This window comes from Acidovorax sp. AC410 (assembly GCF_979253235.1).
The window spans coordinates 1383889-1398896 of sequence record NZ_CEEDCG010000001.1; the positions used below are offsets into that span (position 1 = coordinate 1383889).

Here is a 15008-nt window from a genome sequence, read left to right on the forward strand (position 1 = left end):
CTGAGCGGCTCAGTTTTCGGCGGTGGGCGGGTTGCCCAGCCGGTCGATCAGCAACGCGCTGGCCTGGTTGAGCCCAAGCACCTCCACCGTGCAGCCGTGGTGCCGCAGGCGCTGCACCACCTTGTCGAGCGCTGCCACGGCAGTGACGTCCCAGAAATGCGCGCCCGAGACGTCGATGCGCACGCGCCGGCCTTCGGCGCCCAGGATGTCGAAGGCATCGATGAAGGCATCGGCCGAGGCGAAGAACACCTGGCCCGTGACTTGCCAGGTGCGCAGGCCGCTGGCCTCATCGTCCACGCAGCGCACCGTGAGCATGCGCGCGACCTTGAAGGCAAAGAACACGCCGCTGAGCAGCACCCCCGCGGCCACGCCGGCCGCCAGGTTGTGCGTGGAGAGGGTCACCACCACGGTCGCCAGGACCACGGCGCTGGACAGGCGCGGGTGGCGCACCAGGGTGCCGAGCGACTTCCAGTCGAAGGTGGATGCCGACACCATGACCATGATGGCCACCAGGGCGATCACCGGAACCTGCGACACCCAGGGCTTGAGCACCACCATCAGGATGAGCAGGAACACGCCCGCGAACAGGGTGGAAAGGCGACCGCGACCGCCGTACCTCACGTTGCCCACAGCCTGGCCAATCATGCCGCAGCCGGCAATGCCGCCGAACAGGCTGGCTGCGATGTTGGCCACCCCCAGGCCCGCGCACTCGCGGTTCTTCGAGCTCGGGGTGTCGGTCATCTCATCCACCACGGCGGCGGTCAGCACCGATTCGAGCAGCCCCACCATGGCGATCGCCAGCGCAGGCAGCGCGATGATGCGCAGCGTCTCCAGGGCTACGGGCACCTCGGGCAGGCCGAGCAGGGGCAGTGCATCGGGCAGGCGTCCCAGGTCTGCCACCGTGGGCAACGAAAGTCCCATGCCCGAGGCCAGCAGCGTGAGCAGCACCACGCCGATCAGCGGCGAGGGAATCGCCGTGAGCGCGCGCCAGCCCAGGCGCTGGCCCAGGGCGGGCAGCCCGTAGATGACGGCCAGCCCCAGGGCCAGCATGGCCCAGGTGGCCGCGCCCGCGCCGGCAAGGTGCGGCAACTGCGCCGAGAAGATCAGGATGGCCAGCGCGTTGACGAACCCGGTGCGCACCGAACTGGAGACGAAACGCACCAGCACCCCCATGCGCAACAGCCCGAAAGCCAGTTGCACCAGGCCTGCCAGGATGCCGGCAGCCAGCAGGTACTGCAGCCCATGCGACTGGACCAGCGGCGCCGCCACCAGGGCCACGGAGCCCGCCGCCGCCGAGACCATGGCCGGGCGCCCGCCCACGAAGGCGATCACCAGGCTGATGACGAAGGAGGCGAAGAGCCCCACCGAAGGGTCCACCCCGGCGACGAAGGAAAAGGCGATGACCTCGGGGATCAGCGCAAAGGTGGCGACGGCACCGGCCAGCAGTTCGCGCGGAATGCTGACCGGCGCCCATTCGGCGCGCAGGCGGGACAGGGTGGAGGCGTTCATGGGACAGCCGCACGCCGCAGGCGCGCCGGGTCAACGGGGATGGAGGAGAGAAAGCAGGAAACACACCCACGGGCGCTGCGCCCGTGGAATTGGCGCACCGCAACCGTGTGCGCCACCGGGAAAGGGCTCAACTGCCGATCAGCTGGCGCCGTGGCACTTCTTGTACTTCTTGCCGCTGCCGCAGTGGCAGGGGTCGTTGCGGCCGGGCTCGGGCGCCTTGCGCAGGGTTTCCACGCGCGGGCCCAGGCTCTTCCAGACCTGGCGCAGGTCGTACACGGCCCAGATGGCCTCGCCGAAGGCCTCCACCCGCGCCTGGCTGGTGCTGGGCGGGCCGTTCTCGTCGAACATGCAGACTTCGGGCTTGCCGGTGTCGTCCTCGGTCAGGGCGACGATGCTGTCCAGCGCGTCGTTGATCCACTGGGCGGCTTCCTTGTCGCGCGGGGCCGCCCAATCCTCGGGCCAGTTCTCCACCGCGAACATGAAACCCAGGGCCCAGACCTGGCCGAAGGAGGGGATGTCCTGCTCCTCGGAATCCATCTCGGCACGCTGCTCCTCAGTCAGGCTGGCCACCGCGCCACGCATGTCCATGGCCTCGGGCTGGAAGGTCTGGTCGTCGTCCAGGCGGTCGACCTTGGCATCGAGCTGGCGCACCACCTCGTCCCAGCGGCGTGTCCACAACTCCAGGAAGCGCGCCTGCTGGGCCGCATCGGCAAAGGCCGGCAGCAGGGGCAGGGGCTCGCCCTCGGCCACTTCGAGCTCGGCGCCATCGCCCAGCAGCATGGGCAGGTACTCGGCCGGCGCGATGGGGCGGCGGTTGCAGATGACGGCGGTCAGGAAGCCGTCGCAGAACTCCCACTGGGGAATCTCGTCGCCGCGCGAGCGCAGGTCGTCGAGGAGGTTGTCGATCTCTTCGAGCTCGTCGGGCCCCAGGGCAGCAGCCAGGGCGGGGGTTTCGGGATCGGTTTCGGGCGTTTCGATGGGGTCGGTCATGGCGGGGCTCCGTGGTCGGGCTGCTGGAAGCAAAGTTTTACTTTTATGATGCGCAAGGACTGCGCCCGAGCGCAGCACCGGGGCACAGTGCGGGGGGCGGCAACGCCACCCGCGCAAAGGCGGCCAGTGTAGCCCTCCCGCCGCGCCCCCCAAAGAACCAGGACAAGCGATGCTCCACCAACTCAATTCCCTGTACCCGGTGCGCTACACGGCCTTTGCACTGTGCGTGCTGGGCCTGCTGCTGGCGCTGTTCGCCCTGGTGGTGTTCGGTGTGGGCCTGCCGCTGGTGCTGGTTTTCGGGGGCCTGGTGGCCGTGGGCGTCTACGACGTGCGCCAGACGCGCCACGCCATCCTGCGCAACTACCCGGTCATCGGGCATATCCGCTTCATGCTCGAGTACGTGCGCCCCGAGGTGCGCCAGTACTTCATCGAGAGCGACAGCGAGGCGGCGCCCTTCTCGCGCGCCCAGCGCTCGCTGGTCTACCAGCGCGCCAAGGGCGAGCCCGACAACCGGCCCTTCGGCACGCACCTGGACGTGGGGGCTCAGGGCTACGAGTGGGTCAACCATTCGATGGCGCCCACGCACCTCACGTCGCATGATTTTCGGGCCTGGATCGGCGGCAGCCCCGGCGCGCCGTCCCCCTCCGTGTCGCCCTGCACCCAGCCCTACCATGCCAGCGTGTTCAACATCTCGGCCATGAGCTTTGGCGCGCTGTCGGCCAACGCGGTGCTGGCGCTCAACAAGGGGGCGCAGCTCGGCGGCTTCGCCCACGACACGGGTGAGGGCTCGATCTCGCAGCACCACCGCGTGCACGGCGGCGACCTGATCTGGGAGATCGGTTCGGGCTACTTCGGCTGCCGCAACGACGATGGCAGCTTCAGCCCCGAGCGCTTTGCCACCAATGCGCAGGACCCGCAGGTGAAGATGATCGAGCTCAAGCTCAGCCAGGGCGCCAAGCCCGGCCACGGCGGCGTGCTGCCGGGGGCCAAGGTCACCATCGAGATTGCGGCCGCGCGCGGGGTACCCGTGGGCAAGGACTGCATCTCGCCCTCGCGCCACAGTGCGTTTTCCAACCCGGTGGAGATGATGCAGTTCATTGCCCGCCTGCGCGAGCTCTCGGGCGGCAAGCCCACGGGTTTCAAGTTCTGCCTGGGCCATCCCTGGGAGTGGTTTGCCATCGTCAAGGCCATGCTGGTCACGGGCATCACGCCCGACTTCATCGTGGTGGACGGGGCCGAGGGCGGCACGGGCGCAGCCCCCGTGGAGTTCAGCGACCACGTGGGTGCGCCGCTGCAGGAAGGCCTGCTGCTGGTGCACAACACCCTGGTGGGCGTGAACCTGCGCGAGCGCGTGCGCATCGGCTGCGCGGGCAAGGTGATCACCGCCTTCGACATCGCGCGCATGATGGCGCTGGGTGCCGACTGGTGCAATGCCGGGCGCGGCTTCATGATGGCGCTGGGCTGCATCCAGGCGCAAAGCTGCCACACCGGCCACTGCCCCACGGGCGTGACCACGCAGGACGCGCAGCGCCAGCAGGCCCTGGTGGTGCCCGACAAGGCCTCGCGCGTGGCGCAGTTCCACCGCAGCACCCTGCATGCGCTGCAGGAGCTGGTGCAGGCCGCGGGCCTGCAGCACCCCAAGGACATCACGGCCCACCACATCGTGCGCCGCATCAGCGATACCGAGGTGCGTCTTTTGTCCAACCTGATCACGCGCATGCAGCCCGGCGCACTGCTGGGCCCGCTCGACGCCCAGCACAACGTGTTCCGCCTGTACTGGCCGCTGGCCAGCGCGCACAGCTTTGCGGCCAGCGAGCCGGCGCTGGAGCCGTCGGTGCCCCACCATGTGGAAATGGCCCACGCCGTCGTGGTTGCCGCCACCAGCGATCTGCCCGCCAACGCCGCCGTATGACGATGGATGCAGGCAAGGTCCCTGATAGCACCCTGGACAGCGACGGCACCATCGACTACGCGGCCTACCTGCGCCAGCAGCTCGCGCAGCAGCAGTTCAACGTGGCCAGCTACCGCCTTGGTGATGAGCAGGTATGGCTCAAGAAAGCGGGTGCGCCCCACGGCCCCGGCCGCTACCGCGCCATGGCCGCGCTGGCCTCGGTGCTGCGCCTGGAGGTGCTGCGCCCGGTGCCCAACCCGGGTGGCCGGGAGGCCATAGCCATCGAAGTGCGGCGCCTGCGCGACCTGCAGGCACGCGGCCTGCGCGTGCCCACCGTGCTCGCCGCGCAGGAAGACGGTTTCCTGATGCGCCACCTGGGCCGCCCCGCGCAGCACACGCCCTCGCTGGGCAACGAGATCGACCATGCCGTGTCCGCCGGGCCCGCCGCCGTGCTGGCGCTGTGGCAGCAGGGCCTGGCCGCCATGGCGCAGGTGCATGCCAGCGGCACCTGCCTGAGCCAGGCCTTTGCGCGCAACCTGGTGCGCTGCCCCGACCGCGTGGTGGGCTACATTGACTTCGAGGACGACCCGGCTGCCGTGCTGCCGCTGCCGGTGTGCCATGCGCGCGATGCGCTGTGCTATGCCCATTCCACCGCCATCTACCTGCGCCTGGTCGGCGCGCTCGACGATGCCCGCACGATGTGGACCGCCTGGGTGTCCGCCGGCAGCCCCGAGCTGCAGGCCGTGATGGCCACCAGCATTCGGCGCATGGCCTGGATGCGCCACCTGCCGCAGAACCGCAAGCTCGGCCGCGACATGCAGCGCGTACGCGCCGCGTACGATCTGCTCAGGCCCTGACACCGCGCACGCTGGCCACGTGAGCAGCATGTGATGCGTGCCCGTCCTTAGCGGGCTGTAGGTATTGGCTGACAGAGACAGACCGGCCGCCCGCCTATCGTGCTGGCGGTGCTCCCGTTTGCCTCCTTTTGCCTCTCCTATGCCCACTCCTGCCGCCACCCTTTCAGCACCACCTGCTCCCGCCATGCCGCCACCGGCCGCGAAGAAGCCCCGTCGCCGCCGCCCTCCCACCCTCTCGCTCTCGGCATGGAAACAGTTCATGAGCGTGGCCCGTCCCTACTGGACGGGGGACAAGAAAAGAACCGCCTGGGGCCTGCTCGCGCTGCTGATCGGCCTGATGGTCTGCGAAACGCAGCTGGCCGTGATGCTGATCGACAAGACTGGCGAGATGACCTCGGCCCTGGCCGCCAAGCAGGCCGAGCGCTTCTGGGACGCGGTGCGCGCCAGCCTCATCGTGCTGGCCTTCGCGGTGCCGGTGTATGCCTTCTACTACTACATGCGCGATGCGTTCTCCAACCACTGGCGGCGCTGGCTCACGCACCGCTTTCTGGATGGCTACCTGGGTGAGCGCAAGTACTACGAGCTCGGTACCGGCAGCGACATCGACAACCCCGACCAGCGCATCAGCGAGGACATCAACACCTTCACCGGCCGGTCCACGCACTTCCTGCTGATCTTCCTGGGATCGCTCATGCAACTCGTGGCCTTCAGCGCGGTGCTGTGGTCCATTTCCAAGGTGCTGGTGGGTTTTCTGGCGGTGTATGCGTTGCTGGGGACGTTCGGGGCGCTGTACTTGTTTGGCGCGCCGCTGATCCGGCTCAATTTCTGGCAGATTCGGCGCGAGGCGGACTTCCGCTTCGGGCTGATGCGGCTGCGCGAAAACGCCGAGTCCATCGCCTTCTACCGCGGCGAGCCGCAGGAGCGCGCGCAGATCAACCACCGTTTCGAGGCGGCGTTCACCAACTACGCGCGGCTCATCAAGAAGCAGCGCGGGCTGAACCTCTTTCAGCGCTCGTTCAGCCAGCTCACGCTGGTGCTGCCGAGCATCATCCTGGCCAACGCCGTGCTCTCGGGCGAGCTGGAAGTGGGGCGCGCCATCCAGGCCGCCGGCGCGTTTGCGGCGGTGCTGGGTGCGGTGTCGCTCATCGTGGACAACTTCGAGAGCCTGAGCCGCTTCGTGGCCGGCATTGACCGCTTGCACGCGCTGTCGCAAATGGTCCTCAAGACCCCTGCCGCACCCACCCCCTGGGCCGAACCTGCCGCCGCACCGCGCACCGACAGTCCGCAGGAGCCCCCTGCAGAGCCCGCGCCGCAGATCTCCTCGCGCATCGGCGAGGCCATGGCCATCGAGGGGCTCACCCTCTACACCCCGCAATTCGGCCGCCTGCTGGTGCAGGACCTGTCGCTGCAGTTGCAGGCCGGGGATGCGCTGCTGATCACGGGTCCCAGCGGCTGCGGCAAAAGCTCGCTGCTGCGCGCCATTGCGGGCCTGTGGCGTACCGGCAGCGGCGCCGTGCAGCACCCACCCATGGAGGATGTGTTCTTTCTGCCCCAGCGCCCGTACATGCAGATGGGCACGCTGCGCAGCCAGATCATCTACCCCATGAACGAGACCGATCTGGCGGACGAACGTTTGCTGGAGCTGCTGCAGGAAGTGCAGTTGGAATCCCTGGCCGAACGCGTGGGCGGGCTCGACGCCTCGCACGACTGGGAAAAGCAGCTGTCCATCGGCGAGCAGCAGCGCCTGGCGTTTGCCCGGGTGCTGGCGCGTGCGCCACGCATCGTGATCCTGGACGAAGCCACCAGCGCCCTCGACAGCGCCAACGAGGCAGCGCTTTACGAGCGCCTGCGCGCCAATGGCACCACGCTGATCAGCATTGCCCACCGCCCGGCCGTGCTCAAGCACCATACGCATGTGCTCGAACTCAAGGGCGAGGGTGCGTGGCAGGTGTACGCGGCGGGCGATTTCAGCTTCGACCGCTGACGGGAATATCAGGCGTCAGCGCTGGCGGGTTCGGCCGCCACCTCCCACACCAGCGCCGTCGCCACGTGGGCGTCCAGCGTCAGCAGGCGCTTGCGCATGCAGATCACGGCCTTGTCCTTGCTCAGCAGGATGGCGCGGTGCGCAGCGGCCAGGTCGATGAACTTCTGGTCGTCGGTGTCCTTGCAGACATAGGCCACGCGCGGCGCAATGTCCACCAGGCGTGCCTGTGCGTCGAAGCCGGCAAGCACCTGCGTCGCGTCCACACGGTAGTAGTCCATGCGGCCCACGATGTGCGGGTAGGCCAGCACGCGCTCCAGTTCGTCGCGCATGACCTGCGTGGCGATCCAGTCCAGCCGCCCTTCGGCGAGCAGCTGGCGCAGCGGCACGGTGGCCGGGTCGGAGAAGATCAGCAGGTCGAGCGCAACGTTGGTGTCCACCACCACGGGGCGCACCGGTTCGCCGGCCGGCGCCTGGGCCGGCAGCGCCAGCTCAACCCGCATCGCGCGGGCCGACCGGTGTTGCCTCGGACGATGGCTTGGCGCGCACCGACCCCTTGACCATGTCGAAACGGAACATGCGGCACTCGATGGGGCCGTTCCACATGGGCACGCGGCGCGACTCCTTCAGACGCATCTTGCCGGGCAGCTTGAGGTCGGGCGTCAGCATCCAGGCCGTCCAGCCCGCATAGTTCTTCTTCCAGTGCGTGGCCAACTGGCTGAAGAACTCGCCGCCATCGTCGGTGTGGGCCGCCTCGCGGCCCACGCTGGCGCCCAGGGCCCGTTCGGCCGCGCGCTCGTTGGCGTTCTGGCCGGCCGCGCCGGCGGCGGCAATGCGCTCGCCGTAGGGCGGGTTGAGCAGCATGACGCCGGGCTGCTCGCTCGGCGGCATGCGCTGCAGCGCGTCACCGCCGCGCAGCTGCACGGCATCGGCCACGCCTGCACGCTCGGCATTGCGCTGGGCAAAATCGACCATGCGGTGGGCCACGTCGCTGCCGAAGATGGGCACGGGGCTCGCCTGGATGGCGCTCTCGGCCTCGGCCTGGATGGCCGACCACACATGGCCCTGGAAAGGCAGCAGCTTTTCAAAGGCAAAGCGGCGCAGCATGCCGGCGGGGATGCGGCAGGCGATCTGCGCCGCCTCGATGGCGATGGTGCCGCTGCCGCAGCAGGGGTCGTACAGCGGCACGGGCGCATCACCGAGCGGGTCCCACCCGCTGGCAGCGATCATCGCGGCGGCCAGGGTTTCCTTGAGCGGGGCATCGCCCTTGTCCTCGCGCCAGCCGCGCTTGAACAGCGGCTCGCCCGAGGTGTCGATGTAGACCGTGGCCTCTTCGGTGGTCAGGTGCAGGTGGATGCGCACATCGGGCCACTGGGTGTTCACGTCGGGGCGCACACCGGTCTTGGCGCGGAAGCGGTCGGCCACCGCGTCCTTGACGCGCAGGCCGGCGAAGTTCAGGCTCTGCAGCGGGCTGTGCTGGGCCGTGACCTCCACCTTGAAGGTCTGGCGCGTGGTGAACCAGATTTCCCAGGCCACCTCGCTGGCGATGCTGTACAGGTCGTTCTCGGAGCGGTAGGGCCGGTGCGCCAGTTGCACCAGCACGCGCTGCGCCAGGCGGCTGTGCAGGTTGAGCAGCAGCGCCTGGCGCCACGAGGCGCGCAGCAGCACGCCGCCGCGGCCCATGAGCAGGTCCTGGCCCGTGAGGCCGGTGATGGCGTGTACCTCGTCGGCGAGGTAGCCCTCGACACCGGCGGCGCAGGGGAGAAAGAGTTGGAGTTGGTTCATGGCACTGGGCGACAGGATACGCGCTTATGCAGGGGACGAGGCGCGCGCCAGCAGCAGCTGGCGGATGGATTCGGGAATGGGTGCCACCTTGCGGTCACTGCGGCCGATGAAGACGATGCCGACCTTGCCCCGCGCCACTTCGCGGCCCGAGGTCTTTTCCGTCATGCGAAAGACGAGGTCGAAGCCGTAGCGGTTGAGGTCCTCGGGCGCCATCTCCACGCGCATGGTCTCGCCGTGGAAGCCTTCGGACTTGTACTGCGCCACGATGTCGCCCACCACGGTGGACAGGCCGCCCACGTCCGCCTCGGGGTAGCCGAGCGACTGGAAGAAGCGCACGCGTGCCTCGGACACCAGGCTCAGCAGCTGCGCATTGTCCAGGTGCCCGCCCTGGTTGACGTGGCTGATGTAGATCTGCAGCTCGGTGGCAAAGCCGAAATGCGCGGGAAGGTCGAAAACAATGCGGGCCATGGGGCAGGGAAACAGAGGGTCGAGAAAAGACAGCGAAACGGGACAAGGTGCCCCCGAAGAAGCCTGCAAAGGGCATCAGCGATGCTGCAGCCCGGATGGCAAGAATGGCCCATACGGGTGAGGCATTGCCCCAGCGGGCCTCGGGGCGGCAGAAGTCTCTTATGCTCCCGGGATAGCCGATTTTACCCGGAGCCCCCCATGCACACCCTGCGCTGCAGCCTGATCCTCGCCCTGCTTGCGGCCGCGCTCACGGGCACGGCGCATGCCCAGGCGCTCTACAAATCCGTGGATGCGAGCGGCAAGGTCGTCTACAGCGACCAGCCGCCCGCCTCGGGCGCGGTGCAAAAAACCCTGAAACTCGAAAGCCTGCCCGTCAGCGTGGTCCCGGGCAACCCGCTGCCACCCGCCACGCCCGGCCAGGCACCCGCAGAAGCCCAGAAAGCCGTCCAGCCCCGGGGCGAGGTCACGCTCTACATGGCCACCTGGTGCGGCTACTGCAAGGCGGCCAAGGCCTACCTGGGCGGCAAAGGCATTGCCTACCGGGAATTCGACGTGGACACCCCGACCGGCAAGGCCGCCTTTGCGCAACTGGGTGCGCGCGGCGTGCCGGTGCTGCTCACCAATGGCCAGCGGGTGAACGGCTTCAGCGCCCCGTCCTACGACGCCGTCTTTGCCAAACGCCAATAACCCCCTCCTCTTTCGCTCCATGCTCCGCACCGTACTCGCTTCAATGGCCTTTGCCCTGTGCCTGCCCGTTCTCGCCGAAGAACTGCGCGTTCCCCTGCCCGGCCGCGATGACCTGGTGATCGACCTGCCCGCGCAATGGCGCGCCCAGGTGCGCCGCCCGCACGGGGAGTTGCCGCCCTCGGTGGCCATCAGCGGCCCTGACGCCAAGGCGTTGCAGATGCTTATCACGCCCATCTGGCCTGTGGGCAGTGCGCCCAGGGGCCCCACGGCCGACGAATTGCGGGGGCTGGTGCAGGCGGGTGCCACCCGGGCCCAGCCCAAGGCCGTCGAGAGCGATCTGCCCCTCAAGGACCTGGGCGCCGTGGGCAAGATGGGCTACTACTTCTCGGCCACCGACCGCGCCCCCGAGCCGGACGGCTACAAGCACCTGACCCAGGGCATGCTGGGCATGAACGAGCTGCGCGTGACCTTCACGGTGCTCGTCAACGGCGCTCCGCAGGAGCCTGTGGCCCAGGCGCTGGAGTTGCTGCGCTCGCTGCGGCGCGCACCGGCCTCGAAAGCGCCCTGATGCCCCCCATCCTCGGCACCGTGATGGTCTACGCGCGCGACATGCAGCGCAGCGCAGCGTTCTACCGCACGCACTTCGGTCTTGAGACCACTGGGGACGTGGTGGAGGGCCTGATCGAGCTCCAGGCCCCGGACGGAGGGGCCAGCATCCTGGTCCACCAGGCGGCCAAGAGCGTGAAGCTCGGCCAGGCGGGGGTGAAGCTGTGCTTTCATGTGCCGGACGTGGAAGCCTTCAAGGTCCGTGCGCTGGCACAGGGCCTGGCCTTCGGCAGCACGCACCAGGCCAATGGCTATGCGTTCGCCAATGCCAAGGACCCGGACGGCAATGCCGTCAGCATCTCCAGCCGGGCGTTCCGCCAGCCAGGCTGACAGCGGATCAGAGCGCCTTGCGCAGGTTGGCCGGCGCGATCTTGAGCGCCTCGCGGTACTTGGCCACGGTGCGGCGTGCGCATTCGATGCCCTGCTCCTTGAGCATCTCTGCGATCTGGCTGTCCGAGAGCGGCTTGGCCGGGCTTTCGGCCGCCACGAACTGCTTGATGAGGGCGCGCACGGCCGTGCTCGATGCGTTGCCGCCGGTTTCGGTGCCCAGGCCCGAACCGAAGAAATACTTGAGCTCGTAGGTGCCGATGGGCGTGGACATGTACTTGGCCGTGGTCACGCGGCTGATGGTGGACTCGTGCAGGCCCAGCTCGTCGGCGATGTCGCGCAGCACCAGCGGGCGCATGGCCAGCTCGCCATGGGTGAAAAAGCTCTTTTGCCGCTCGACGATGGCGCGCGAGACGCGCAGGATGGTGTCGAAGCGCTGCTGGATGTTCTTGATGAACCAGCGCGCCTCCTGCAACCGCTGCTGCATGGCCTGGTGGCCCTCGCCGCCCTTGTGGCCGCGCAGGGCGCCGGCGTAGATGTCGTGTACGCGCAGGCGCGGCATCACGTCGGGGTTCAGGGCCACGATGAAGTTGTGCTGGCCGTCGCGGCCATTGGCCCGCCCGGCCTTGCGCACGATGACGTCGGGCACGATGATGTTGCGCTCCACGTCGACGAACTTGCGCCCGGGGCGCGGCTCCAGCCGCGCGATCAGGGCCATGGCGGCGCGCGTGCGCTCCTCGCCGTCGCCGCACAGCTGCGTGAGGCGGCGGATGTCGCGGCGCGCCAGCATCTCCAGCGGCTGCTGGCACACGCGCAGCGCGGTCTGCACGGTGTCAGGGTCGAGCTCGCTGTCTTCGTCGGCCGCCAGGGCCGTGAGCTGCAGTGTGAGGCATTCACCCAGGCCACGCGCACCCACGCCCACGGGCTCCAGGCTCTGCAGCAGGCGCAGCGCCACGGTGAAGCGATGCACCAGCTCTTCGATCTGCTCCAGGTCGTCGGGGCCGGCCAGGGCGATGGCCAGCTCTTCGAGCGGGTCCTCGAGGTAGCCATCGTCGTTGAGCGATTCGATCAGGAAGCGCAGCGCCGCGCGGTCCACCTCGGACAGCCGCAGCGACAGGGCCTGGCGGTGCAGGAAGGCGGTGAGCGATTCGTGCGTGCGGGCCAGTTCGGTGGCATCGGCCTCGTCGCCCTCCGAATCATTGCGGTTGCGGGCCGGCGCATCGCCACCCCACTCGGCATCGTTGGGGGACACGTCCACGGTGCCATCGCCGCTCCAGTCGGGCTCGTCGCCCGCACTGCTGCCCACTTCCGCATCGCCCTGCGGGCTGTCGGCCGGGGTCTCGGTCGACGTGCTGGAGCCCGGGGCACTGGAGTAGACCGCATCGTCGGAACTGTAGTCGTCCGGCTGCGCGGGCGCGTCGGCCGTGTCCACGCCAAACTCCTCGCGCGGGGCCTCGTCGGCATTGCGTTCAAGGAACGGGTTTTCGTCGAGCATCTGCTCGACCTCCTGGCCCAGCTCCAGCGTGGACAGTTGCAGCAACCGGATGGACTGCTGCAGCTGGGGCGTGAGCGCCAGGTGCTGCGATACGCGCAGTGACAGGCCGGGCTTCATCGCACAGCCCCCGGGGACTGCCACGAAGGCAGGTGCATGGCGAACAGGTGGTCCATCGGTCTGCTACATGCGGAAGTGTTCACCCAGGTACACCCGGCGCACTTCGGCGTTGTCGACGATTTCGGAGGGGGTACCCTGGGCCAGCACGTGGCCATCGCTGATGATGAAGGCGTGGTCGCAGATGCCCAGCGTCTCGCGCACGTTGTGGTCGGTGATGAGCACGCCGATGCCGCGCGCCTTGAGGAAGCCGATGATGCGCTGGATCTCGATCACCGCGATGGGGTCAATGCCGGCAAAGGGCTCGTCCAGCAGGATGAAGCGCGGCTGCGTGGCCAGCGCGCGGGCGATCTCCACGCGGCGACGTTCGCCGCCGGACAGGGCCAGCGCGGGCGAGGCGCGCAGGTGCTCCACGCGCAGTTCCGTGAGCAGCGCCGTGAGGCGCTCCTCAATGGCCTGGCGCGGCAGCGGCTGGCCGTCCTCGCCGCGCTGCAGCTCAAGCACGGCGCGCACGTTCTCCTCGACCGTGAGCTTGCGGAAAATCGAGGCTTCCTGTGGCAGGTAGGACAGGCCCAGGCGCGAGCGCCGATGGATGGGCATGTGGGCCACCGAGTGGCCGTCGATGCGGATGTCGCCGGCATCGCTGCGCACCAGGCCGACGATCATGTAGAACGAGGTGGTCTTGCCCGCACCGTTGGGGCCGAGCAATCCCACGACTTCGCCTTTTTGCACGACCAGCGACACGTCCTTGACGACCTTGCGGCTGCCGTAGGATTTTTCGAGGTGGTGCACCTCCAGCCGGCTGTCCGCCGGGGACCCGGCGACGGTGCTCACGTCGGCCCCGCTCACTTGGCGCCGCCGCTCAGGGTGCTGCTGGGGCGCAGGGTGGTGCCCGGTGCCGCAGGGGCAGGGGCAGCGGCGCTGGCCGGTGTTTCCTTGGGCGACAGGATGGCGCGCACGCGGCCGCCGGGCGCCGGGGCATCGCCCGCGGCATTGGTACCGCCGCGCGGCTTGGCGTCCACGGTGAACACGTCGGTCAGGTTGTTGTAGACGATGATCTGCCCGGTGATCTCGTCGGTCAGCGTGGATTCGCGCAAGCGGCGCAACTCGGCGCGGGTGATGAACTTCACGTTGTCGGCCCGGCCGTCGTATTCGATGACTTCGCCCTCGCCCTCGATGAACTCGTCGGGCGCTCCGGGCAGCGTGTCGCGCTTCTGGCGGAAGAAGGCGCGCTTGCCCGGCTCGGCCGTGACCACGCCGAACTGGTAGCCATCGGCGTCCTGGCGCACGTCCAGGCGCGCGCCACGCAGCACGATGGTGCCCTTGGTCATGACCACCCGGCCGGTGAACACGCTGGTCTGCTTGAGCTCATCGTGGCGCAATGCGTCGGCCTCGATGTTCATGGGCTTGTTGCGGTCGGCCTTTTCGGCATGGGCCACACCCTGGACAAAGCCCAGGGCCGAGAGGAGGAGGATCGGGAGGATGCGGTAGTTCATAGGGCACGAATCTTGCAGATCATTGTAGCCACCCCTGGCGACACGCCATGAAAAAAGCCCGCATCAGCGGGCTTTTGGTGGCTGCAGGAACCAGCCCCGCCAAGAAATGGTCAGCCTTTGCGGGCCACGCCCACCAGTTGCTCCACCACCTGCAGCACAACCGACATGCTGCCTGCCATGGTGCCATCGGTGTAGAACCGGCCGGCCACGCCCATCGAAGGCACGCCTTCCACGCCATACGCATCCTGCAGCTGCGAGGCGCGGCGCACCTGGTTGGAGACGGTGAACGAGTTGTAGATTTCCTTGAACTTGGCCACGTCCACGCCCTGCGTGGCGACCCAGGCCATGATTTCATCGTCCTTGGCCAGCTTGGCCTTCTCCACGTGGATGGCACGGAAGACCTTGGCGTGCAGGGCATCGAGCTTGCCCATGCCTTCGAGCGTGAAGTACAGCTTTTGCTGTGGCACGAAGCTGGCGTTGAAGGCCACCGGGATGCGGCGGATGCTCAGGTCCTTGGGAGCGGCCTTGACCCAGGCGTCGAGCGTGGGCTCGAAGGCATTGCAGTGGGGGCAGCTGTACCAGAAGAATTCGATCACATCGACCTTGCCCGCTGGCGCGTCGGGCGTGACGGGCTTGTCGAGCTTGCGGTAGTCCTTGCCCTCCTTGAACTGGCGCGCTTGCGCCAGGGCGGGTGCTGCCACAGGCAGGGTCAGGGCGGATGCGGCCACTGCGGAAGCGGCAGACAGGGAAAACTCGCGGCGTTTCATGAAAGTGACTCTCCTAGGGTCGGGTGTGGGGGTGT

The 15008-nt window shown here is 68.4% G+C and carries 15 protein-coding genes; 6 read left to right on the plus strand and 9 right to left on the minus strand.

Annotation, left to right across the window (positions count from 1 at the left end; translation table 11 throughout):
* Positions 1-9: 9 nt before the first annotated feature.
* Together AC0IZS_RS06420 and AC0IZS_RS06425 are read right to left on the minus strand one after the other, a co-directional pair.
* On the minus strand, positions 10-1509 hold the full coding sequence (locus AC0IZS_RS06420; protein ID WP_145697045.1) for a SulP family inorganic anion transporter: 1500 nt from the start codon (positions 1507-1509) through the stop codon (positions 10-12).
* A gap of 138 nt (positions 1510-1647) precedes the next feature.
* Complete coding sequence (locus AC0IZS_RS06425; protein ID WP_007850405.1) at positions 1648-2499, minus strand: UPF0149 family protein; 852 nt, start codon at positions 2497-2499, stop codon at positions 1648-1650.
* Positions 2500-2668: 169 nt separating this feature from the next.
* Here AC0IZS_RS06425 and AC0IZS_RS06430 point away from each other — a divergent pair, with 169 nt between their 5' ends.
* The 3 genes from AC0IZS_RS06430 to AC0IZS_RS06440 all read left to right on the plus strand — a co-directional run bounded on the left by AC0IZS_RS06430 (position 2669) and on the right by AC0IZS_RS06440 (position 7231).
* The gene (locus tag AC0IZS_RS06430) at positions 2669-4411 is read left to right on the plus strand and encodes an FMN-binding glutamate synthase family protein (RefSeq protein ID WP_471634864.1); all 1743 of its coding nucleotides are present in this window, start codon (positions 2669-2671) and stop codon (positions 4409-4411) included.
* Positions 4408-5247 carry a BUD32 family EKC/KEOPS complex subunit gene (locus tag AC0IZS_RS06435; protein WP_471634865.1) on the plus strand — a complete coding sequence of 280 codons (840 nt, stop codon included), beginning with the start codon at positions 4408-4410 and terminating at the stop codon, positions 5245-5247. The genes AC0IZS_RS06430 and AC0IZS_RS06435 overlap by 4 nt, the downstream gene beginning before the upstream one ends.
* A gap of 259 nt (positions 5248-5506) precedes the next feature.
* Complete coding sequence (locus AC0IZS_RS06440) at positions 5507-7231, plus strand: ABC transporter ATP-binding protein/permease (RefSeq protein WP_471634866.1); 1725 nt, start codon at positions 5507-5509, stop codon at positions 7229-7231.
* 8 nt (positions 7232-7239) lie between these two features.
* Here the strand turns inward: AC0IZS_RS06440 and AC0IZS_RS06445 are convergent, their stop codons facing one another.
* The 3 genes from AC0IZS_RS06445 to AC0IZS_RS06455 are packed head-to-tail and all read right to left on the minus strand — an operon-like array spanning position 7240 to position 9481.
* Complete coding sequence (locus AC0IZS_RS06445; RefSeq protein ID WP_471634867.1) at positions 7240-7731, minus strand: putative toxin-antitoxin system toxin component, PIN family; 492 nt, start codon at positions 7729-7731, stop codon at positions 7240-7242.
* A complete protein-coding gene (locus AC0IZS_RS06450; RefSeq protein ID WP_471634868.1) occupies positions 7721-9013 on the minus strand; it encodes a THUMP domain-containing class I SAM-dependent RNA methyltransferase in 1293 nt (430 codons plus the stop codon). The genes AC0IZS_RS06445 and AC0IZS_RS06450 overlap by 11 nt, the downstream gene beginning before the upstream one ends.
* 24 nt (positions 9014-9037) lie before the next feature.
* Positions 9038-9481: an acyl-CoA thioesterase gene (locus AC0IZS_RS06455; protein ID WP_322591225.1), complete on the minus strand. Its 444-nt coding sequence runs from the start codon at positions 9479-9481 to the stop codon at positions 9038-9040.
* 198 nt (positions 9482-9679) lie between these two features.
* Here AC0IZS_RS06455 and AC0IZS_RS06460 point away from each other — a divergent pair, with 198 nt between their 5' ends.
* The 3 genes from AC0IZS_RS06460 to AC0IZS_RS06470 are packed head-to-tail and all read left to right on the plus strand — an operon-like array spanning position 9680 to position 11104.
* A complete protein-coding gene (locus tag AC0IZS_RS06460; RefSeq protein WP_471634869.1) occupies positions 9680-10168 on the plus strand; it encodes a glutaredoxin domain-containing protein in 489 nt (162 codons plus the stop codon).
* Between the two features lie 19 nt (positions 10169-10187).
* Positions 10188-10736 carry a hypothetical protein gene (locus tag AC0IZS_RS06465; RefSeq protein ID WP_471634870.1) on the plus strand — a complete coding sequence of 183 codons (549 nt, stop codon included), beginning with the start codon at positions 10188-10190 and terminating at the stop codon, positions 10734-10736.
* Positions 10736-11104 carry a VOC family protein gene (locus tag AC0IZS_RS06470; protein ID WP_471634871.1) on the plus strand — a complete coding sequence of 123 codons (369 nt, stop codon included), beginning with the start codon at positions 10736-10738 and terminating at the stop codon, positions 11102-11104. Before AC0IZS_RS06465 ends, AC0IZS_RS06470 begins: the two co-directional genes overlap by 1 nt.
* Before the next feature lie 7 nt (positions 11105-11111).
* On the opposite strand, the gene AC0IZS_RS06475 is transcribed toward AC0IZS_RS06470, so the two are convergent.
* The 4 genes from AC0IZS_RS06475 to AC0IZS_RS06490 all read right to left on the minus strand — a co-directional run bounded on the left by AC0IZS_RS06475 (position 11112) and on the right by AC0IZS_RS06490 (position 14973).
* Complete coding sequence (locus AC0IZS_RS06475) at positions 11112-12713, minus strand: RNA polymerase factor sigma-54 (RefSeq protein WP_471639474.1); 1602 nt, start codon at positions 12711-12713, stop codon at positions 11112-11114.
* 63 nt (positions 12714-12776) lie between these two features.
* On the minus strand, positions 12777-13559 hold the full coding sequence (gene lptB, locus AC0IZS_RS06480; protein WP_471634872.1) for an LPS export ABC transporter ATP-binding protein: 783 nt from the start codon (positions 13557-13559) through the stop codon (positions 12777-12779).
* Complete coding sequence (lptA, locus tag AC0IZS_RS06485) at positions 13556-14206, minus strand: lipopolysaccharide transport periplasmic protein LptA (protein WP_322591219.1); 651 nt, start codon at positions 14204-14206, stop codon at positions 13556-13558. Before lptA ends, lptB begins: the two co-directional genes overlap by 4 nt.
* Positions 14207-14316: 110 nt before the next feature.
* On the minus strand, positions 14317-14973 hold the full coding sequence (locus AC0IZS_RS06490) for a thiol:disulfide interchange protein DsbA/DsbL (RefSeq protein WP_471634873.1): 657 nt from the start codon (positions 14971-14973) through the stop codon (positions 14317-14319).
* Positions 14974-15008: the final 35 nt, after the last annotated feature.

Bases quoted from the DNA above. Each gene is read 5' to 3' on its own strand.
- AC0IZS_RS06420 (WP_145697045.1), bottom strand. From the start codon at position 1,509: ATGAACGCCTCCACCCTGTCCCGCCTGCGCGCCGAATGGGCGCCGGTC.
- AC0IZS_RS06425 (WP_007850405.1), bottom strand. From the start codon at position 2,499: ATGACCGACCCCATCGAAACGCCCGAAACCGATCCCGAAACCCCCGCC.
- AC0IZS_RS06430 (WP_471634864.1), top strand. From the start codon at position 2,669: ATGCTCCACCAACTCAATTCCCTGTACCCGGTGCGCTACACGGCCTTT.
- AC0IZS_RS06435 (WP_471634865.1), top strand. From the start codon at position 4,408: ATGACGATGGATGCAGGCAAGGTCCCTGATAGCACCCTGGACAGCGAC.
- AC0IZS_RS06440 (WP_471634866.1), top strand. From the start codon at position 5,507: ATGAGCGTGGCCCGTCCCTACTGGACGGGGGACAAGAAAAGAACCGCC.
- AC0IZS_RS06445 (WP_471634867.1), bottom strand. From the start codon at position 7,731: ATGCGGGTTGAGCTGGCGCTGCCGGCCCAGGCGCCGGCCGGCGAACCG.
- AC0IZS_RS06450 (WP_471634868.1), bottom strand. From the start codon at position 9,013: ATGAACCAACTCCAACTCTTTCTCCCCTGCGCCGCCGGTGTCGAGGGC.
- AC0IZS_RS06455 (WP_322591225.1), bottom strand. From the start codon at position 9,481: ATGGCCCGCATTGTTTTCGACCTTCCCGCGCATTTCGGCTTTGCCACC.
- AC0IZS_RS06460 (WP_471634869.1), top strand. From the start codon at position 9,680: ATGCACACCCTGCGCTGCAGCCTGATCCTCGCCCTGCTTGCGGCCGCG.
- AC0IZS_RS06465 (WP_471634870.1), top strand. From the start codon at position 10,188: ATGCTCCGCACCGTACTCGCTTCAATGGCCTTTGCCCTGTGCCTGCCC.
- AC0IZS_RS06470 (WP_471634871.1), top strand. From the start codon at position 10,736: ATGCCCCCCATCCTCGGCACCGTGATGGTCTACGCGCGCGACATGCAG.
- AC0IZS_RS06475 (WP_471639474.1), bottom strand. From the start codon at position 12,713: ATGAAGCCCGGCCTGTCACTGCGCGTATCGCAGCACCTGGCGCTCACG.
- lptA (WP_322591219.1), bottom strand. From the start codon at position 14,206: ATGAACTACCGCATCCTCCCGATCCTCCTCCTCTCGGCCCTGGGCTTT.
- AC0IZS_RS06490 (WP_471634873.1), bottom strand. From the start codon at position 14,973: ATGAAACGCCGCGAGTTTTCCCTGTCTGCCGCTTCCGCAGTGGCCGCA.